This is a genomic window from Thalassobacillus sp. B23F22_16, assembly GCF_043496955.1.
GTDB lineage: Bacteria > Bacillota > Bacilli > Bacillales > Halobacillaceae > Thalassobacillus > Thalassobacillus devorans_A.
The window spans coordinates 16,606-32,457 of the sequence record NZ_JBIEKD010000023.1 but is presented as its reverse complement, the minus strand read 5'-3'; the positions used below and the strand labels follow the sequence as shown (position 1 = coordinate 32,457).

Annotated in this window: 15 protein-coding genes; 4 read left to right on the top strand and 11 right to left on the bottom strand. The window is 43.2% G+C overall.

Features of this window, described 5'->3' with window-relative positions; all coding sequences use genetic code 11:
• Positions 1 to 16 precede the first annotated feature (16 nt).
• The 7 genes from ACGTNI_RS15955 to ACGTNI_RS15925 form a co-directional block, all read right to left on the bottom strand.
• Positions 17 to 1,159 (bottom strand): acyl-CoA dehydrogenase, encoded by a 1,143-nt coding sequence (locus ACGTNI_RS15955; RefSeq protein ID WP_085508535.1) that lies wholly within the window; start codon positions 1,157 to 1,159, stop codon positions 17 to 19.
• Positions 1,160 to 1,233: 74 nt separating this feature from the next.
• A complete protein-coding gene (locus tag ACGTNI_RS15950; RefSeq protein WP_085508533.1) occupies positions 1,234 to 1,872 on the bottom strand; it encodes a TetR/AcrR family transcriptional regulator in 639 nt (212 codons plus the stop codon).
• A gap of 117 nt (positions 1,873 to 1,989) precedes the next feature.
• Entirely contained in the window at positions 1,990 to 4,446 is a 2,457-nt protein-coding gene (gene parC, locus ACGTNI_RS15945; RefSeq protein ID WP_394463713.1) for a DNA topoisomerase IV subunit A, read from the bottom strand.
• Between the two features lie 14 nt (positions 4,447 to 4,460).
• Positions 4,461 to 6,413 carry a DNA topoisomerase IV subunit B gene (gene parE, locus ACGTNI_RS15940; RefSeq protein ID WP_394463712.1) on the bottom strand — a complete coding sequence of 651 codons (1,953 nt, stop codon included), beginning with the start codon at positions 6,411 to 6,413 and terminating at the stop codon, positions 4,461 to 4,463.
• A 188-nt stretch (positions 6,414 to 6,601) separates the two neighbouring features.
• Positions 6,602 to 7,018 carry a CoA-binding protein gene (locus tag ACGTNI_RS15935; protein ID WP_394463711.1) on the bottom strand — a complete coding sequence of 139 codons (417 nt, stop codon included), beginning with the start codon at positions 7,016 to 7,018 and terminating at the stop codon, positions 6,602 to 6,604.
• Between the two features lie 13 nt (positions 7,019 to 7,031).
• A complete protein-coding gene (locus ACGTNI_RS15930) occupies positions 7,032 to 8,552 on the bottom strand; it encodes an ABC transporter permease/substrate-binding protein (protein WP_394463710.1) in 1,521 nt (506 codons plus the stop codon).
• Complete coding sequence (locus ACGTNI_RS15925; protein ID WP_394463709.1) at positions 8,549 to 9,616, bottom strand: ABC transporter ATP-binding protein; 1,068 nt, start codon at positions 9,614 to 9,616, stop codon at positions 8,549 to 8,551. The genes ACGTNI_RS15930 and ACGTNI_RS15925 overlap by 4 nt, the downstream gene beginning before the upstream one ends.
• 369 nt (positions 9,617 to 9,985) lie before the next feature.
• Here ACGTNI_RS15925 and plsY point away from each other — a divergent pair, with 369 nt between their 5' ends.
• Entirely contained in the window at positions 9,986 to 10,567 is a 582-nt protein-coding gene (gene plsY, locus ACGTNI_RS15920) for a glycerol-3-phosphate 1-O-acyltransferase PlsY (protein WP_085508522.1), read from the top strand.
• 42 nt (positions 10,568 to 10,609) lie between these two features.
• Here the strand turns inward: plsY and ACGTNI_RS15915 are convergent, their stop codons facing one another.
• Positions 10,610 to 10,783, bottom strand: a complete 174-nt coding sequence (locus ACGTNI_RS15915; RefSeq protein ID WP_394463708.1) for a hypothetical protein — start codon at positions 10,781 to 10,783, stop codon at positions 10,610 to 10,612.
• A gap of 302 nt (positions 10,784 to 11,085) precedes the next feature.
• Here ACGTNI_RS15915 and folE2 point away from each other — a divergent pair, with 302 nt between their 5' ends.
• The 3 genes from folE2 (at position 11,086) to ACGTNI_RS15900 (ending at position 12,630) form a co-directional block, all read left to right on the top strand.
• The gene (gene folE2, locus ACGTNI_RS15910; protein WP_394463707.1) at positions 11,086 to 12,018 is read left to right on the top strand and encodes a GTP cyclohydrolase FolE2; all 933 of its coding nucleotides are present in this window, start codon (positions 11,086 to 11,088) and stop codon (positions 12,016 to 12,018) included.
• Positions 12,019 to 12,029: 11 nt separating this feature from the next.
• Positions 12,030 to 12,254 carry a membrane protein insertion efficiency factor YidD gene (yidD, locus tag ACGTNI_RS15905; RefSeq protein WP_394463706.1) on the top strand — a complete coding sequence of 75 codons (225 nt, stop codon included), beginning with the start codon at positions 12,030 to 12,032 and terminating at the stop codon, positions 12,252 to 12,254.
• Positions 12,255 to 12,342: 88 nt separating this feature from the next.
• The gene (locus ACGTNI_RS15900; RefSeq protein ID WP_394463705.1) at positions 12,343 to 12,630 is read left to right on the top strand and encodes a HesB/YadR/YfhF family protein; all 288 of its coding nucleotides are present in this window, start codon (positions 12,343 to 12,345) and stop codon (positions 12,628 to 12,630) included.
• 173 nt (positions 12,631 to 12,803) lie between these two features.
• Here ACGTNI_RS15900 and ACGTNI_RS15895 read toward each other — a convergent pair whose 3' ends face one another.
• The 3 genes from ACGTNI_RS15895 to ACGTNI_RS15885 are packed head-to-tail and all read right to left on the bottom strand — an operon-like array spanning position 12,804 to position 15,806.
• Positions 12,804 to 13,106 (bottom strand): hypothetical protein, encoded by a 303-nt coding sequence (locus ACGTNI_RS15895; protein WP_394463704.1) that lies wholly within the window; start codon positions 13,104 to 13,106, stop codon positions 12,804 to 12,806.
• Between the two features lie 2 nt (positions 13,107 to 13,108).
• Positions 13,109 to 13,528: an acyl-CoA thioesterase gene (locus ACGTNI_RS15890; RefSeq protein ID WP_394463703.1), complete on the bottom strand. Its 420-nt coding sequence runs from the start codon at positions 13,526 to 13,528 to the stop codon at positions 13,109 to 13,111.
• 1 nt (position 13,529) lies between these two features.
• Positions 13,530 to 15,806 carry an AAA family ATPase gene (locus ACGTNI_RS15885; protein ID WP_394463702.1) on the bottom strand — a complete coding sequence of 759 codons (2,277 nt, stop codon included), beginning with the start codon at positions 15,804 to 15,806 and terminating at the stop codon, positions 13,530 to 13,532.
• Positions 15,807 to 15,852 lie beyond the last annotated feature (46 nt).

Genomic DNA, 15,852 nt, shown 5'->3' with positions numbered 1-15,852 from the left:
TCCTCCTCGTAATTTTTTAGCAACCCAGCTGACGGGCAATGACCAGACGCTGGATTTCTGAAGTGCCTTCCCCGATTTCTAACAACTTCGCATCACGCAGGTAACGCTCTACTTCGTATTCACGCATATATCCATAGCCACCATGGATTTGAATAGCCTGGTTCGCTGATCGGAAAGCGGTTTCAGAAGCGAACAGCTTTGCATAGGCTGATTCCTTCGTGAACGGTTTGCCCTGATCTTTCAACCATGCGGCCTTCATTACCATATTCCTGGCAAGCTCCACTTCCATCGCCATATCAGCAAGTTTGAACTGGATGGCCTGGAAATTGGAGATTGTTTTTCCAAACTGTTTACGTTCTTTGGCATAAGCGAGTGCACGATCAAGCGATGCCTGAGCGATACCCACGGCCAAGGCAGCTATAGAAATTCTGCCGCCATCGAGGGTATATAAAAACTGACCGAAGCCTTTTTCAGGGTCACCTAATATATTCTCCTTTGGAACCCTGACATCCTCCAAAATGATTTCACAAGTATTGGAAGCACGTACCCCCATTTTGTCATAGTTACTGTTAATCGTAAGTCCTGGGGTATCTGCTGGTACAATAAATGCCGAAATGACATTTTTGCCGTCCTCTCTCTTTCCGGAAACAGCGGTAACGGTAATGGAGCGCGCATAGCCGGCATTGGTAATCCAGCTTTTTTCCCCGTTGATGACATATTCATCGCCCTCTAGCTTAGCACGTGTTTGCGTACCACCCGCATCAGAACCGGCATTCGGTTCGGTAAGTCCAAAGGAAGCGAGTCCTTCACCTTTAGCAAGAGGAACCAAATATTCTTGCTTTTGCTCTTCTGTGCCAAAATAATAGATTGGGCTTGAACCGAGTGACACGGCTGCTGCATAACTAAGGCCGGTACCCCCGCAGACACGGCCGATTTCTTCTACTGCTAAGGCGTAAGTTACTGTATCGCCTCCGACCCCTCCGTATTCTTCCGGGAAAGGGATGCCAAGCAACCCGAGTTTCCCCATCTCTTTAAAAATATCTTCCGGAAATTCTGCTTTCACATCCAGATCAATCGCTCGTGGCTGAATGACATTCTCCGCAAAATCCCGTACCATTTTACGGGTCATTTCCTGTTCTTTTGTCAATTCAAAGTTCATAATGCTCCCCCTTATTATCCATTCTTTAGAGACCGACTGGTTGGTCTGTAATGCTCAAAAATTAATGTAAGCGGTTACTTTTTTTCGGTAAAAAAAGGGCGCTCAAGCATGTGGGACTGGAAATTTTCCTCGGAAACTACATTGGTAGTCAATATAGCATGAAGGATAATATCCACATAGACATCTGCGATTTCATCAATGGTATATTTCCCTTCTGGTGTATACCATTTATAAATCCAGTTGACCATTCCGAGGATTGCCATGCCGGTGATCTCCATTGGCAATTCTTTGCGGAAGTCGCCGGTTTCCTGGCCTTCTTCAATCACTTGAAAGACCATCTGCTTGAATGCATCGCGCTTACGTTTGATTTGCTCTTCATATTCAGGTTTTAAATAATTGCTTTCCTGGTAGAATACGGAGATGTGTGGTTTGTATAAGTCGAAAACTTTTACAAATGCTTTGATGATTGATTGAATCTTCTTGATGGGAGATTTGTGGATTTCATTTGCTGCATTCGCTTCTTTCAATACATATGTAATGAATGTGTCGTGAATGACGAACAACAGCTCATCTTTCGATTGGAAATGATGATAGAATCCACCTTTCGAAGTGTTAGAGGCTGCTACAATTTGGTTGACGGTCACTCCATGAAACCCTTTTTGCTCAAACAACTCAAGCGAGGTTCTAAGGATTGACTCCCTTAACCCTGCCATACATCATCCCCTTTCCCACTAGACATTTGTCACAATTTTATCACATTTTTCAGAAAACACAAAGACTTTTTGGCGAATAATATACAAAAACATCCAGGCTGCACGCCTGGATGTCAGTCAGGAATTTTGTTCTTCCGTTTCGAATGGCTTTTCGTATTCATTTTTAACCCAGGAGTCGATGACTTCCCCGCTTTGATCGGTATCGACAATATAGGAACCGTTGCTGTAGCGGTCATTTGCTTTGTATTGCATCGGGTTGATGGTTAAAACTTCTCCGTTTTCACTTTTCACTTGCAGCTCCTGGCCTGATTCAATCAGATGCATGTTGACGAGACGGTGTGGATTCTTTTTCAGCTCACGAAGCATGACAACGCCCCGTTTGGCGCGGGAGCTTTGCTCGAATTCTTTTAAGCGCATACGCTTCAATGCACCTCTATGGGTGATAATGACGATGGACGGATCGGACAAATCATCGAAAACCTGTCCTGAAACGACTTGTTCGCCTTCTTTCAAAGTAATCGCTTTGACGCCTGCAGCCCGCTGTCCTACTGTTTTCACTTCGCTTTCATGATACCAGAGGGCATAGCCTTTATCGGAAGCGATGAATATATCCGAATGGCCATCGGTTACGTGGACATCCGTCACCTCGTCCTCAACTTTTAAATTGATCGCCACAAGCGGTTTCGAATAACGCTGTGCTTCATACAGCGCCAGTTCACTCTTTTTGACCATTCCGTTCTTTGTAAAGAATAATAAACACTTATCTTCCTTGAAATCTCTTACCGGATAAGCAGCGACAATCTTCTCATCTTTGTTGATGGGAACGAGATTTGCGATATGCTGACCGAGATCCTTCCAGCGGATATCCGGAATTTCATGGACAGGTAAATAGAGATAATTTCCTTTGTTAGTGAACAAAAGAAGCTTATCCGTTGTATTGATTTCGATCAGCCGCAGCAGATGATCACCGTCTTTAATCGCAAAATCTTCCCCATTTGATGCAGCATAGGAACGAAGGCTTGTCCGTTTCACGTAGCCATCCCTGGTTACCGAGACGATGATATCTTCACTGGCCACCATGACTTCTAAGTTAATCTTCAACTCTTCGATTTCGGCCTCTATTTTAGTTCTGCGTTCATCATTATACTGCTTCTTTAACTTCTTCAGGTCGGATTTGACGACTTTTAATAATTTCCGTTCATCTGCCAGTATTTCTTCTAAGTATGCGATGCGTTCTCTTAGTTCAGCCGCTTCCTTTTCAAGTGCTGTGATATCAGTATTTGTAAGACGGTATAACTGAAGATTGACGATTGCTTCTGCCTGTTCTTCTGTGAAATCGTAAGCTTGAATCAATCGTTTTTTGGCATCCTGCTTGTCCTTGGAAGCACGGATCGTTGCAATCACCTCATCCAGAATCGAAATAGCTTTAATCAGACCTTCTACGATGTGGGCGCGTGCCTTCGCCTTCTTTAAATCGTAGTTGGACTGCCGAGTCACCACTTCTTTTTGATGGGCGATATACGATTCAAGGATCTGCTGTAAATTAAGCAGCGTTGGCGTGCGATCCTTAATTGCTACCATATTGAAATGATAGGTAATCTGCAAATCAGTATTTTTATAGAGATAATTCAAAACGCCTTCACTATTTGCTTCTTTTTTCAGTTCTATTACGATACGGAGTCCTGTACGGTCTGTTTCATCCCGCACCTCTGCAATCCCTTCCACTTTACGGTCGATACGCAGTTCGTCCATACGTTTGACTAGGTTAGCTTTATTAACTTCATAAGGGATTTCATCAATAACGATTTGTTCCTTATTTCCTTTGATGCTTTCAATATTTGCTCTCCCGCGTAAAATGACCTTACCTTTACCGGTTTCATACGCTTTTCTAATGCCTTCTTCCCCCTGGATGATTCCTCCTGTCGGGAAATCCGGCCCTTTCAGTTTAGTCATCAGTTCGCTAGTCGTCACATTCTGCTTTTCAATTTTCATGATGACAGCATCGATCACTTCACCGAGGTTATGGGGAGGAATATCTGTAGCATAACCTGCCGATATACCAGTTGAACCGTTGACCAAAAGGTTTGGAAATTTTGCAGGCAAAACGACAGGTTCATAGATGGTGTCATCAAAGTTAGGAATGAAATCTACTGTTTCCTTTTCGATATCCCGTAAAAGCTCAGAAGAAATGCTGGATAAACGGGCTTCTGTATAACGCATGGCAGCAGGAGGGTCTCCGTCGACGCTTCCGTTATTTCCATGCATTTCTACTAAGTGTTTCCGCACTTTCCATTCCTGACTCAGCCGTACCATCGCATCATAGACAGAGGTATCTCCATGGGGGTGATAATTACCGATTACTGTTCCTACTGTTTTCGCAGATTTCCGGAAAGCTTTATCATGTGTATTCTTTTCCTGATGCATCGCATACAGAATCCTCCGCTGCACAGGTTTCAACCCATCGCGGGCATCCGGCAGCGCCCGTTCCTGTATGATGTATTTACTATACCTTCCGAACCGGTCGCCAATGACCTCTTCTAAAGGTAAATCTAAGTAATTTTCCACTTCCGCCAAAAGAATATCCTCCTCTAGTTCTGAATTTTGTCATTTTCCAGGATGTTTGCTTCGTCTTCCAACCCAAATGCGACATGGGACTCAATCCATTTCCTCCGTGGCTCGACTTTATCTCCCATTAATGTCGTTACCCGTCGTTCGGCACGGGCGAGATCGTCAATCGTCACCCTGATCAGTGTACGTGTAGCCGGATCCATCGTCGTCTCCCATAGCTGATCGGCATTCATTTCACCGAGACCTTTGTAACGCTGAATAATATAGCCGCTCTTAAATTTTCTGACTGCTGCTTCCATGCCATCTTCATCCCAGGCATATTCTATTTGTTCTTTTTTCCCTTTCCCTTTGGAAACCTTATAAAGAGGCGGCAGGGCAATGAACACTTTGCCGGCTTCTACAAGCGGCCGCATATACCGGTAAAAGAAAGTCAGGAGCAATACCTGGATATGAGCTCCATCAGTATCTGCGTCCGTCATGATGACGATTTTATCGTAATTACAGTCTTCGAGATCAAAATCACCGCCGACCCCAGCTCCGATCGTATGGATGATTGTTGAAATCTCTTCGTTTTTAAATATATCGGCTATTTTCGCCTTTTCTGTATTGATTACCTTTCCCCTTAGGGGGAGGATGGCCTGGAATTTTCGGTCACGTCCTTGTTTAGCAGAGCCGCCTGCTGAATCACCTTCGACGAGGTAAAGTTCATTTTTCTTCGGATTCCTTGATTGAGCAGGTGTCAGTTTCCCACTGAGCATGGTTTCTTTCCGTTTCTTTTTCTTGCCTGACCTTGCATCTTCCCTGGCCTTTCTTGCTGCTTCACGAGCTTCCTTCGCTCTGATTGCCTTCTTGATCAGTAAAGATGCGATATCTGGATTTTCTTCCAGAAAGTACGACAACTTACTCGAAACGATAGCATCGACAGCCGATCTTGCTTCTGAGGTACCGAGTTTACTTTTCGTCTGTCCCTCGAACTGTAATAGCTCCTCCGGAATTCGTGCCGAGACGATCGCTGTAAAACCTTCGCGAATATCATTACCTTCCAGGTTTTTATCTTTTTCTTTTAACAGGTTGGTCTTTCGCGCATGGTCATTGAAAATCCTCGTTATAGCCGTTTTTGCGCCGGACTCATGCGTTCCTCCGTCCTTTGTCCGTACGTTGTTGACAAAAGACAGCATACTTTCTGCGAAGCCATCATTAAATTGAAAAGCAAAATCAATTTCAATGCCATTTTGCTCCCCTTCGAAAGCCACTACCGGATGCAGGGTATCCTTTTCTTCATTCAAGTAACTGACAAAGGCTTTCAAACCTTCTTCATACTGGTAGCTTTCTTCGATGTCTTTACGCGCATCAATCAGTTTAATTTCCACACCCTTAAGTAAAAATGCTGCCTCTCTTAAGCGTTCCGATAAAGTTTCAAAATTGTAGGTGGTAGTGGAAAAAATAGTAGGGTCAGGCTTGAAGGTAATAATCGTCCCGCTTTTTCTCGTTTTCTTCGTTTTATCAAGCGATGTGACCGGAACCCCTCCGTTTTCAAAACGCTGGACATAGGTCTGCCCATCCCGGTGGATGGTAACTTCCAGCCATTCTGACAGGGCATTGACCACCGAAGCCCCGACACCGTGCAAGCCACCACTTGTCTTGTAGCCCCCCTGGCCGAATTTTCCGCCGGCGTGAAGAACAGTCAAGATTACTTCCGGGGTAGGTTTCCCCATTTTATGCATGCCTGTTGGCATCCCTCGTCCTTCATCCTCGACTGACACACTGCCATCTTTATTCAAAGTGACGGTAATTCGGTTACCGAAACCGGCTAGCGCCTCATCGACAGCATTATCGACGATTTCATAAACCAAATGATGCAGTCCCCGATGGTCGGTGCTTCCGATATACATACCTGGACGTTTCCTGACAGCTTCCAATCCTTCCAATACTTGTATGGAGTCATCTGAATATTGCTGTGATTGTTTAACCAAAATGCCTACGTCTCCCTTCTGACTTACCTATCTATTTCTATAATAGAACAAACGTTCGAACGTGTAAATGACAATACATATCTGCTTGTTCTATTTTAGCCTTTTTGACAAAAGACGCAAGTAACGTTTTCCATACTCAGTAAAAAATCCCTGTAAGTACAGGGATTTTTACTGGTCATTTATCGGCTTCATTTCATAAGAACAGCATGGGCTACTTTTAAACACATATCCATCATGACGGTAAAATCATGTTTTTTCAAGTATTCATAAGCGTCATCATCCTGGACTCCCTGCTGGGCCCAAAAAATCTTTGCATCAGTCTGGAGCGCTTCCTTTGCCAGGGAAGTAAGATGCTCTGACCGACGAAAAACATTGATCATTTCAAATGATTCTTTCACGTCAAGTAAGGAGTCATATGCTTGTTCCCCAAGCACCTGATCCACCATCGGATTTACAGGAATGATCCGGTAGCCTGCATCCTGCATTTCTTTGGCAATCTGATAAGAGGTGCGGTATTCCTTATCAGAAAGACCGACAACAGCGATTGTTTTCGTATCTTTTAAAGCTTGAATGATCGTCTCATTATCGGGGTGTTGATATGCCATTATACAGCCTCCTTTACAATAATCCTTCTGCTTCCAGAAATTCTCTGGCTACTTCCTCAGGATCTACATCCTCTTCTTCTACTTTATAATTCATTTCCCGCATTTGATCGCCAGTAATCTTGCCACCCAGCCGGTTTAAGATTTCTTCCAGTTCAGGATATTTATCAAGCGTTTCCTGACGAAGCAGCGGTGCACCCTGGTATGGAGGGAAGAGGTTTTCATTATCTTCCAGTACTTTTAAGTTCAATCCTTCCACATAACTGTCTGTCGAGTAGGCATCAATGATGTCCACTTCTCCTTTTTCGATGGCACCTTCCCTTAAACCGGCATCCATCGTCCTGACTTCGCCAAATTCTAAATTATAAAGTTGTTTAATTCCCTGATAACCATCTTCTCTATCATTGAATTCAAGTGTAAAACCTGCTGTTACCTGGTCTTCAATCGGTTTAAGGTCTGCTATCGTCTCTAAGTCGTATTGATCAGCGAACTCCTGCGTAGTAGCTATGGCATAAGTGTTGTTATATTGCATTGGTTCAAGGTAAGCAAGGCTATACTCCTGTGCTAATCCTTCTGCAGCTGATTGATAGACTTCCCGTTCGTCTGTGCTTTCCGCTTCCTGATTTAATAAGCTCACTAACGCGGTACCTGTAAATTCAGGGTAAAGATCAATGCTGCCTTCTTGAAGCGCGCTGAATACGACATCTGTCTTTCCGAGATTTGGTACAAGCTCAACGGATAGATCTGTCTCTTCTTCAATCATCAGCTTGTACATATTGATCAGGATAGAAGGTTCTGCCCCCAGTTTTGCCCCGATTTTAATATCCGATTTGGCACCACCGCCAAAAGCGAGTGGTCCGACTGCAATCAATGCAGCTATCACAAGGAGACTGACGAGTGAACGGAAACCTGATTTGGCGGAAGTCCGTTCAAACATCCGCAGGATTAAATCCAGTATGATCGCTAATAAAGCGGCAGGAATAGCCCCTAGTAGGATAAGGTTCAAATCTCCTCCTCGGTCTAAACCAAGCAGGATAATGTCCCCAAGTCCGCCAGCTCCGATTAAAGCAGCAATCGTAGTAGTACCAACAATAAGAACCATCGATGTACGAATCCCGGCCATGATGACAGGCATTGCCAGCGGCAGTTCTACACGTGATAAGCGCCGGAACGAACTCATTCCCATTCCGGTCGCGGCCTCTTTTAGGGCGGGATCGACTTCTTTTATCCCGGTATAGGTGTTTCTTAATATTGGGAGCAGTCCATATGCTGTCAACGCAATAATTGCTGGTGTCTGGCCGATACCGAAGAAAGGTATCAGGAATGCTAAGACCGCCAGACTAGGAATTGTCTGCAAAATGGCTGTAAGCCCGATAATTGGTTCTGCTATCCGCTGGTTTCTAGTTAAAATTAAACCTAAAGGAAGCGAAATTAACGTTGCGATGACCAGGGCGACAATGGAAATTTGAAGGTGCTCCCAAATCGTCGGCCATAACACGTCCTGACGGCGCTCTAATACATCTAAGAATTCCTTCATGACCGTATCACCCCATTCTCTGTGGAAACGTGTTGCTTGAGGTGAAGAACGATTTCCCGATAGGAGAGGGTGCCAATTAACCGCTGGCCTTTAACTACTGGCAGCAACTCTTCTCCATGCTGTTCAAAAATATCAGCGGCTTTCTTTAGAGGAAGGTCATTCTCAAGGACAGGTAAGTCTACTTTTTCCGCTTGTTTGACACCACTCACATAATTCCCTGAAGCATCTTCCATGATATAGACGCCATAGGAATCAAATTTTCTCTGGTCGAATTCTGTTTCGGTGAGCACCTTGCTGCCGCTTCTGTCGGCGATGACATCAACAGCAGACTGCCATGGCGATTTGCGATTTCCGATGAATTCTTTAACAAAATCATTCTTAGGTTCAAGTACCATGTTCTGGGGCGTATCTATCTGTACGATTTCCCCTTCTTTCATCAAACATACACGATCACCAAGAGCCAAAGCTTCGTCCATATCATGAGTGACGAACACAATCGTCTTTTTGATTTTCCTTTGCAACTCCCGGATGTCCTGTTGAAGCTTTTCGCGGCTGATCGGGTCGAGCGCACTGAACGGCTCATCCATCAATATGATATCAGGGTCAGCGGCGAGAGCGCGTATGACTCCTACCCGCTGCTGCTGTCCACCTGATAATTCATCCGGCTTTCTTTTCCGGTAAGTCTCCGGTTCCAGTCCGACCATGTTCATCAATTCATCAATACGAGAAGAAATATCTTTCTTTTTCCACTTTTTCATTTCCGGAACGATTGCGATATTTTCTTCAATGGTCATATGCGGAAATAAGGCAATCTGTTGCAGGACATAGCCAATATTCCAGCGTAGTTCATGGATATTGAATTCCTTGATATTTTTGTTATGTATGAAGATCGATCCTTCTGTCGGCTTGATCAGCCTGTTTATCATCTTCATTGTTGTCGTTTTACCACAACCGCTTGGTCCGACTACCGTCAACAGTTCTCCTTCTTTCACGGAGAATGTTACACCTCTTAATGCAGTCGTGCCATCGGGATACGTTTTGGTTACATTTTTAAACTCTATCATCTTTAATCCTCCACCAGACACATGTTGACTTAGTTATACCCATTTTACTTAAAAGGAAAACATCTTCATCTCCTGCCTGCTTAATCTGAAACTTCTTGTCTTTTATAATAAAGAGGGGATTTGTCTCTCGACCTGATTGAATTCTATTTGATTGTCAGAAAGCATAAGATATAATATAAGAGCACCTGCCATGCATAGGACAAGTATTATCAGGTAAATGAAATATTTTCATCTCTCAGGACTCTTCCCCTTCTACCATTCTAGCGAACAAAACTGCCGAAGGGAAACAAGAGCATGATTTGATTATACTGACCAGACAAATTGCGTGGTAAAATAAGTAAGGAATAGGCAACAAAAAGGGGTTTTAGTATGGAATACATTATTTTAGCAATCATAGCGTATATTTTAGGATCTATTCCTTCAGGTCTGTTAGTAGGGAAGCTTGGCTACGGTATTGATATTAGGGAACATGGCAGTGGTAACCTAGGGGGCACCAATACTTTTCGGGTTCTTGGCAAGAAAGCCGGGCTATTTGTCACTATAGCAGATATTTTGAAAGGTACGCTTGCAACCGTACTTGCTGTTCTGTTTGTTCCAGACATCAATCCTCTGATTTTCGGTATTATAGCGGTAATCGGTCATATGTATCCAGTATTTGCGGGCTTTCGAGGTGGAAAAGCAGTGGCCACTTCCGGAGGAGTTATTCTTGGGGTGAATCCACTGGTATTTGCTATCATGATTGCTACATTTTTCTTAATGCTTTACTTGACTAAATATGTATCCTTATCCTCTATGATCACAGGGATCGTATCCATGGCGGTTTCTTTTTTCTTAGGTGACATTGGATTATTCATTGTTATCACTCTGCTTACATTGTTTGTGATCTATCGTCATCGGGAAAATATTAAACGGATCAGGAATAAGACAGAACCTAAAATTACATGGATGTAAAAAGAAGCAGTTCAGACCTTTGGCTGAACTGCTTCTTTTTTATCAATAGCCATATTCCCAGTCAATTTCTTCTTCTTTAAAACCGACCAGGGAAGGATAATTGATGCACTCTTTTTCCGATATATGTGTTTTTGCCATTCCTTCGATCCATGTACGTTCTACCTCTTCTAACACAATGTATTTATTGTTTTCTAATATAACGGCTGTCCCTCTCATGGTAAGCCCTCCTTTATTGTTTGTCTCTATTATAATATTAACGGGTTAGAAAAAATATAAATATGTGAATGTTTTCACATAATATACAAATTTAAATCCCCTATTGCAAAGCTGAAAAGTCAGGAAACATATTTTAGCAGCCAAAAATATGATATTATTGAAAAGGAATAAGATAAAATCTTTAAGTGAACATGCAGTTTCTCAACTTAGCTCATAATAAGCATGTAATTGTATAATATTTTTCAGTTCATGTATACTTTGAACTATAGAAACACTGCTATGGCTTGAAAGGAGTCAAAGTTATGTCTCAAACAGAAATCAGGAATAAAAAACAATTACCTTCAAAAAAGGAACGACATAAATTATTCGGTTCAAGTGAGCCGGGGCCAAGAACAAAGCCGGTAGAAAAAGAACAAATGGTAGACTTACAAAATTCAAAACAGGACTTCCTGTTCAAAATCGATACCGTGGGAATTTCCAATGTTAAGCATCCCATTCGAATCCCGAGTAAATTGACACCGGAAATCCAGACAACCATCGGCACGTTTACATTTGGCTCATCTATTACCCAGGACAGCAAAGGGACAAATATGAGCCGCTTTACCCAGCAGCTGGACGAATACCATCAGGATGGTTTCGCCATCGATCTGACCACCCTGAAAAAATTCACGAAAGAAATGGCGGACAGGTTGAAGCAAGAGGATGCGGAAGTAGAAGTTTCCTTTCCTTGGTTCTTTGAACGAAAAGGACCGGCTTCCGACTTCGCCGGGATGAACCATGCTGACGCTGAAATGAAGGTTAAATACCACAAACAAACAGGGTATGATATCGAAGTTGGCCTGACTGCCGCTATTACCACCCTTTGTCCATGTTCTAAAGAAATCAGTGAATACAGCGCCCATAACCAGCGAGGCTATGTGTCTATGTCTGTCCGGTTGACGGAAGATTTCAATGAACAGGAAAATGATTGGAAAACTGCATTGTTGGAAGCGGCAGAAAGTAATGCCAGCGCCCGAATTCACCCGGTTTTGAAACGTCCGGATGAAAAAATGGTGACAGAACAGGCGTACGAAAATCCTCGCTTTGTAGAAGATGTCGTACGGCTGGTGGCAGCTGACTTATATGAATATGAGTTTGTGGAAAGCTTTAAAGTGACGTGCAGAAACGAAGAATCCATCCACTTGCATGATGCGATTGCCAGCCTGCACTATGATAAAAACGAGGAAAGAAACTAAGGCGGGTAAATATGAAATATATCTTCATCGGGCTGATCCGCTTTTATCAAAAAGTGATCAGTCCCCTTAAGCCGCCAACTTGCCGCTTCTATCCCACCTGTTCACAATACGGATTAGAAGCATTCCAACGGTTTGGCTTTTTAAAAGGGTTGTATTTGACAATAGTAAGGATCGTTAAATGTCAGCCATTCCATCCAGGTGGTTTTGACCCTGTACCGGAGAGGAAAAAGAAATAAAGCAGGCTGAATGATGATAGCCTGCTTTATTTCTTTTAACCGGCACCTTTTCAGAAGATGCCATACATCGACAAAAGGAGTGGAGCGAATGGAAATCGAAGTAACCGAACAGGCAGCAAAATGGTATGAAGAAGAACTGGAAATCAGTAGTAGAGCAGCTATCCGTTTTCTTGTCCGCTATGGCGGTTCCGGCGGGCTGCAGCCTGGCTTTTCACTAGCAATCCAAATGGACGAACCAGAGGAACCAGCCGCTTCTACTCAAGTCCAGGGCATCACCTTTTTTGTAGAAGCTTCAGATGCCTGGTATTTTGATGATAAATCATTGAAGGTTGATTATAACTCCAAATGGGAAGAACCAGAATTTAATTATATTTAACTTTAAGTGGCAAATATGCTGCCGCATACAAGAAAGAGCACTTTCGCTTAGGAAAAGTGCTCTTTTACTATCATAAACTTTATGTGATTTAAGTATTAGCAGTTAGCAGATTATCGGTTTTGGTGCTTTGGACCCGCCCTATTTTTATATAATGAAATATCGAAAAAACGATTTCATCTAATGTTGAATCTTTTTATTTGAGAATGAATGCCTTCGGCAGATAGGATTCTTGCCTGAACATCACCAAATAAATCATAGTGTGGATATTGATCATCCTGGTGTATCCAGTTCGGCTGGAGGCCGTGTTTTGCTCCCCATCGTTTCAGTTTTTCGACATCCCGGCAGCCAACTTTAGTCACCGTGTCGCAACCCGGAAAACGATCGTCCAGCCAATAATGGGTCAAAAAAGCAATTTGTCCTTTACTTACTCGTTCTTTCCACTGCGTCAATTCTTCTCTGTCTACCCCAAACGCCATAGTTACCGCTCCAATGCTTTCATATACGCTTCATGCCACTCCGGGAAGGAACGTCGAATGGATACGGGACGGAAGCTTCCTTCTTTCACAATCACATGCTTCGTAGTACCGGAAACGGCAAGTTCCTGGCTTTTATTGAAAATACGGTATCCATAGGTGATCCGGAGCCCATCGTAATCGTCCAGCCACGTTTCCACAAAGGCATCTTCCCCATAGCGGATCGGTTTTTTGAATTGAATATTAGCGTCTACCACAGGTGACACTACCCCCTGGTTTTCAATTTCATGGTACTTGAAACCTAATGCCTCTATAAAATCAGTCCGACCCAGTTCAAACCAGACTAAATAATTAGCATGATAAACAACACCCATCTGATCTGTTTCCTGGTACCTTACTCGTATCGGTGTCTCTGTTTTTGTCATGTTAAAAGTCCCCCTGTACTGTTTTCCATGCTTGTTCCATATCACTTTTGTTCAATAGATCCATGGCAGGATCCTCTTCGCCTTCAATCCGGAGTGCCTGGTATTGGATGGCTTCATTAATTAAGTTATTGACGAATCGTCCGTTCCCTTTCACATCTTCCTGCTGATAACGATCGGCAAGAAATTGCTCTACGGTGTCATCCAGCCTGTATTGATAAGACGCAGCCTGGAATTTTGTCATAGCAAGCAATTCTGCCGGATTGTAATCAGGGAAATGAAAGTATTTTTTAAAACGGCTCGTCAATCCGGGGTTACTGTTTACCAACTGACGCATCTCATTTTGGTACCCTGCAAGAATAACCACGAGATTTTCGTTATGTCGGGTCATTTCATCGACGAGGGTTTCAATTGCCTCTTTTCCAAAATCATCTCTCCCGCCGTTGTAAAGGGAATAAGCTTCATCGATGAATAAAACCCCTCCAAGCGCTTCCCTGACTTTTTTCTTCGTTTTGATTGCGGTCTGTCCAACATAACCAGCTACTAAATCGCTCCGGGAGACGACAACCATATGACCACGCTTCAGCAGTCCACACTGCTTTAAGATATCTGAATAAATAGCAGCAACCGTGGTTTTCCCTGTGCCAGGATTTCCAGTGAAAACAGAATGAAGCTGGATTGGTACATGCGGCAGGTTTTTATCTTTCCGTTCCTGCTGAACCCTTACAAAAGCAGAGAGTTTTTTTACTTCATCCTTTACATTACTAAGACCGATCAGTTCTTCCAGCCTCTCGATAGGCGCTTCTTTTTCCCTGTCTGATTCATCCTCTATCTCGATGTCCTGCTTAGTAAGCCGCATATGATCAAGCCATCCCTGCTGATCGACTTCTGACTGAAACGCACTTTTGTTAAAAATGATTTTCAGTACAAGGTTTTTAACCGTTCGCGCGTTACCGAAGGATTCATCGACACGATGCTTGTCAATTAACGTTTCTAACTGTTTCAGTGCCCCATCGGTAAAGTAATAATCATTTTCGATCGCACTGATTTCAGCAATTTCCAATAACTCGCTCATTCCGTAGTCAGGCAGTTCAATATGGTTCTGTTCAGGGAAACGGCTCCGCAGTCCAGGGTTTGACCATAGAAATTGACGCATCTCTTCTGGATATCCAGCAAGGATGACTGCAAATTTACCTCCATATTCTTTGCTGGTCATAGCGGAAACCAGGGTATCAATGACAGCCTGTCCATAATCATTGCCTGTTTGTCCTTCTCTGCTCAAACTGTAAGCTTCATCAATGAACAAAACTCCTCCGGTTGCCTGTTTGACGTAGTTCATTGTATTTTCTTCACTTTGGCCTATATAGGCTCCGACAAGGTGTGACCGGTTTACCTCTACGACCTCTCTAGTCTCAAGCAGCCCCAGCTCATAATAGATATTTGCCAGGAGCCTGGCCAAGGTAGTTTTTCCGGTGCCTGGATTTCCCGTCATGATCATATGCAGACCGGGCTCATCTACCATCGTGAACCCAAGGCTCTTCCGCTGCTGTTGATATTTTAAATAATGATAATAGCGGTGAATATAAATTTTGACATCCTGTAGACCAATCATATTGTCCAAGGCTTCTAGGGGATCCTGCTTTTCGGAACGGGTTAAAAATTCGGGAAGCCTTTTGAACAGTTCTTCTCTATAATTACTGATTCTTCTTGTTTTTTCATTGATCGTACTGGCCGATAAGCGGATACGCCGGTTTTCTATCGACTCGATGGCTTCCTCTAATATTTCCTTCAATTCGGTCAGATGAAAGTGAATTTCCTGATATAGTTTAAGGCGCCCGCTCGCAGCATCGACAATATCTTTTTCTACCAGAGACTGGTCCCAGGACTTCAAAAGGTTAATGACCTGTTCATGGATCCTGTCCGCCTTTTTTACTTTTGCTGACTGATGATCTGTTTCGTGTATTGTCCAGTCATCAAAAGGCACTTCACGCAGACTGTGATAGACCTTTAACACTTTTTTCGCTTCATTCAATTGGGATACTAAGGGATGGTTTTGTTTCATCTCTTTGGCTCGTTCAATAAAAAAATCAGCCAGACGATCTTCCCCTGGGTGACGTTTAATCCGATGATAGGCAAGAGCAACATAAAGATACGCTTGCATATCTGTTTTATCTTCTTGTGTTTCGTCCAGTAATTTTAAAGCCTCAGTTTCCGTAATTGGAGGTTGTTGGTCGATTGAGTTCCATTGCTGCAATCCAGCTAAAATTGTTTCTGTGTCCATGAGCGCCCCTCCTTTTGTTTCATTGGTTTATTTTATCATACCTGGC

Excerpts from the sequence above, each read along its gene's own strand:
- ACGTNI_RS15885 (WP_394463702.1), bottom strand. The coding sequence starts at position 15,806 with ATGGACACAGAAACAATTTTAGCTGGATTGCAGCAATGGAACTCAATC.
- folE2 (WP_394463707.1), top strand. The coding sequence starts at position 11,086 with ATGTCTCAAACAGAAATCAGGAATAAAAAACAATTACCTTCAAAAAAG.
- ACGTNI_RS15900 (WP_394463705.1), top strand. The coding sequence starts at position 12,343 with ATGGAAATCGAAGTAACCGAACAGGCAGCAAAATGGTATGAAGAAGAA.
- ACGTNI_RS15915 (WP_394463708.1), bottom strand. The coding sequence starts at position 10,783 with ATGAGAGGGACAGCCGTTATATTAGAAAACAATAAATACATTGTGTTA.
- plsY (WP_085508522.1), top strand. The coding sequence starts at position 9,986 with ATGGAATACATTATTTTAGCAATCATAGCGTATATTTTAGGATCTATT.
- yidD (WP_394463706.1), top strand. The coding sequence starts at position 12,030 with ATGAAATATATCTTCATCGGGCTGATCCGCTTTTATCAAAAAGTGATC.
- ACGTNI_RS15950 (WP_085508533.1), bottom strand. The coding sequence starts at position 1,872 with ATGGCAGGGTTAAGGGAGTCAATCCTTAGAACCTCGCTTGAGTTGTTT.
- ACGTNI_RS15895 (WP_394463704.1), bottom strand. The coding sequence starts at position 13,106 with ATGGCGTTTGGGGTAGACAGAGAAGAATTGACGCAGTGGAAAGAACGA.
- ACGTNI_RS15925 (WP_394463709.1), bottom strand. The coding sequence starts at position 9,616 with ATGATAGAGTTTAAAAATGTAACCAAAACGTATCCCGATGGCACGACT.
- ACGTNI_RS15935 (WP_394463711.1), bottom strand. The coding sequence starts at position 7,018 with ATGGCATATCAACACCCCGATAATGAGACGATCATTCAAGCTTTAAAA.
- ACGTNI_RS15930 (WP_394463710.1), bottom strand. The coding sequence starts at position 8,552 with ATGAAGGAATTCTTAGATGTATTAGAGCGCCGTCAGGACGTGTTATGG.
- ACGTNI_RS15955 (WP_085508535.1), bottom strand. The coding sequence starts at position 1,159 with ATGAACTTTGAATTGACAAAAGAACAGGAAATGACCCGTAAAATGGTA.
- ACGTNI_RS15890 (WP_394463703.1), bottom strand. The coding sequence starts at position 13,528 with ATGACAAAAACAGAGACACCGATACGAGTAAGGTACCAGGAAACAGAT.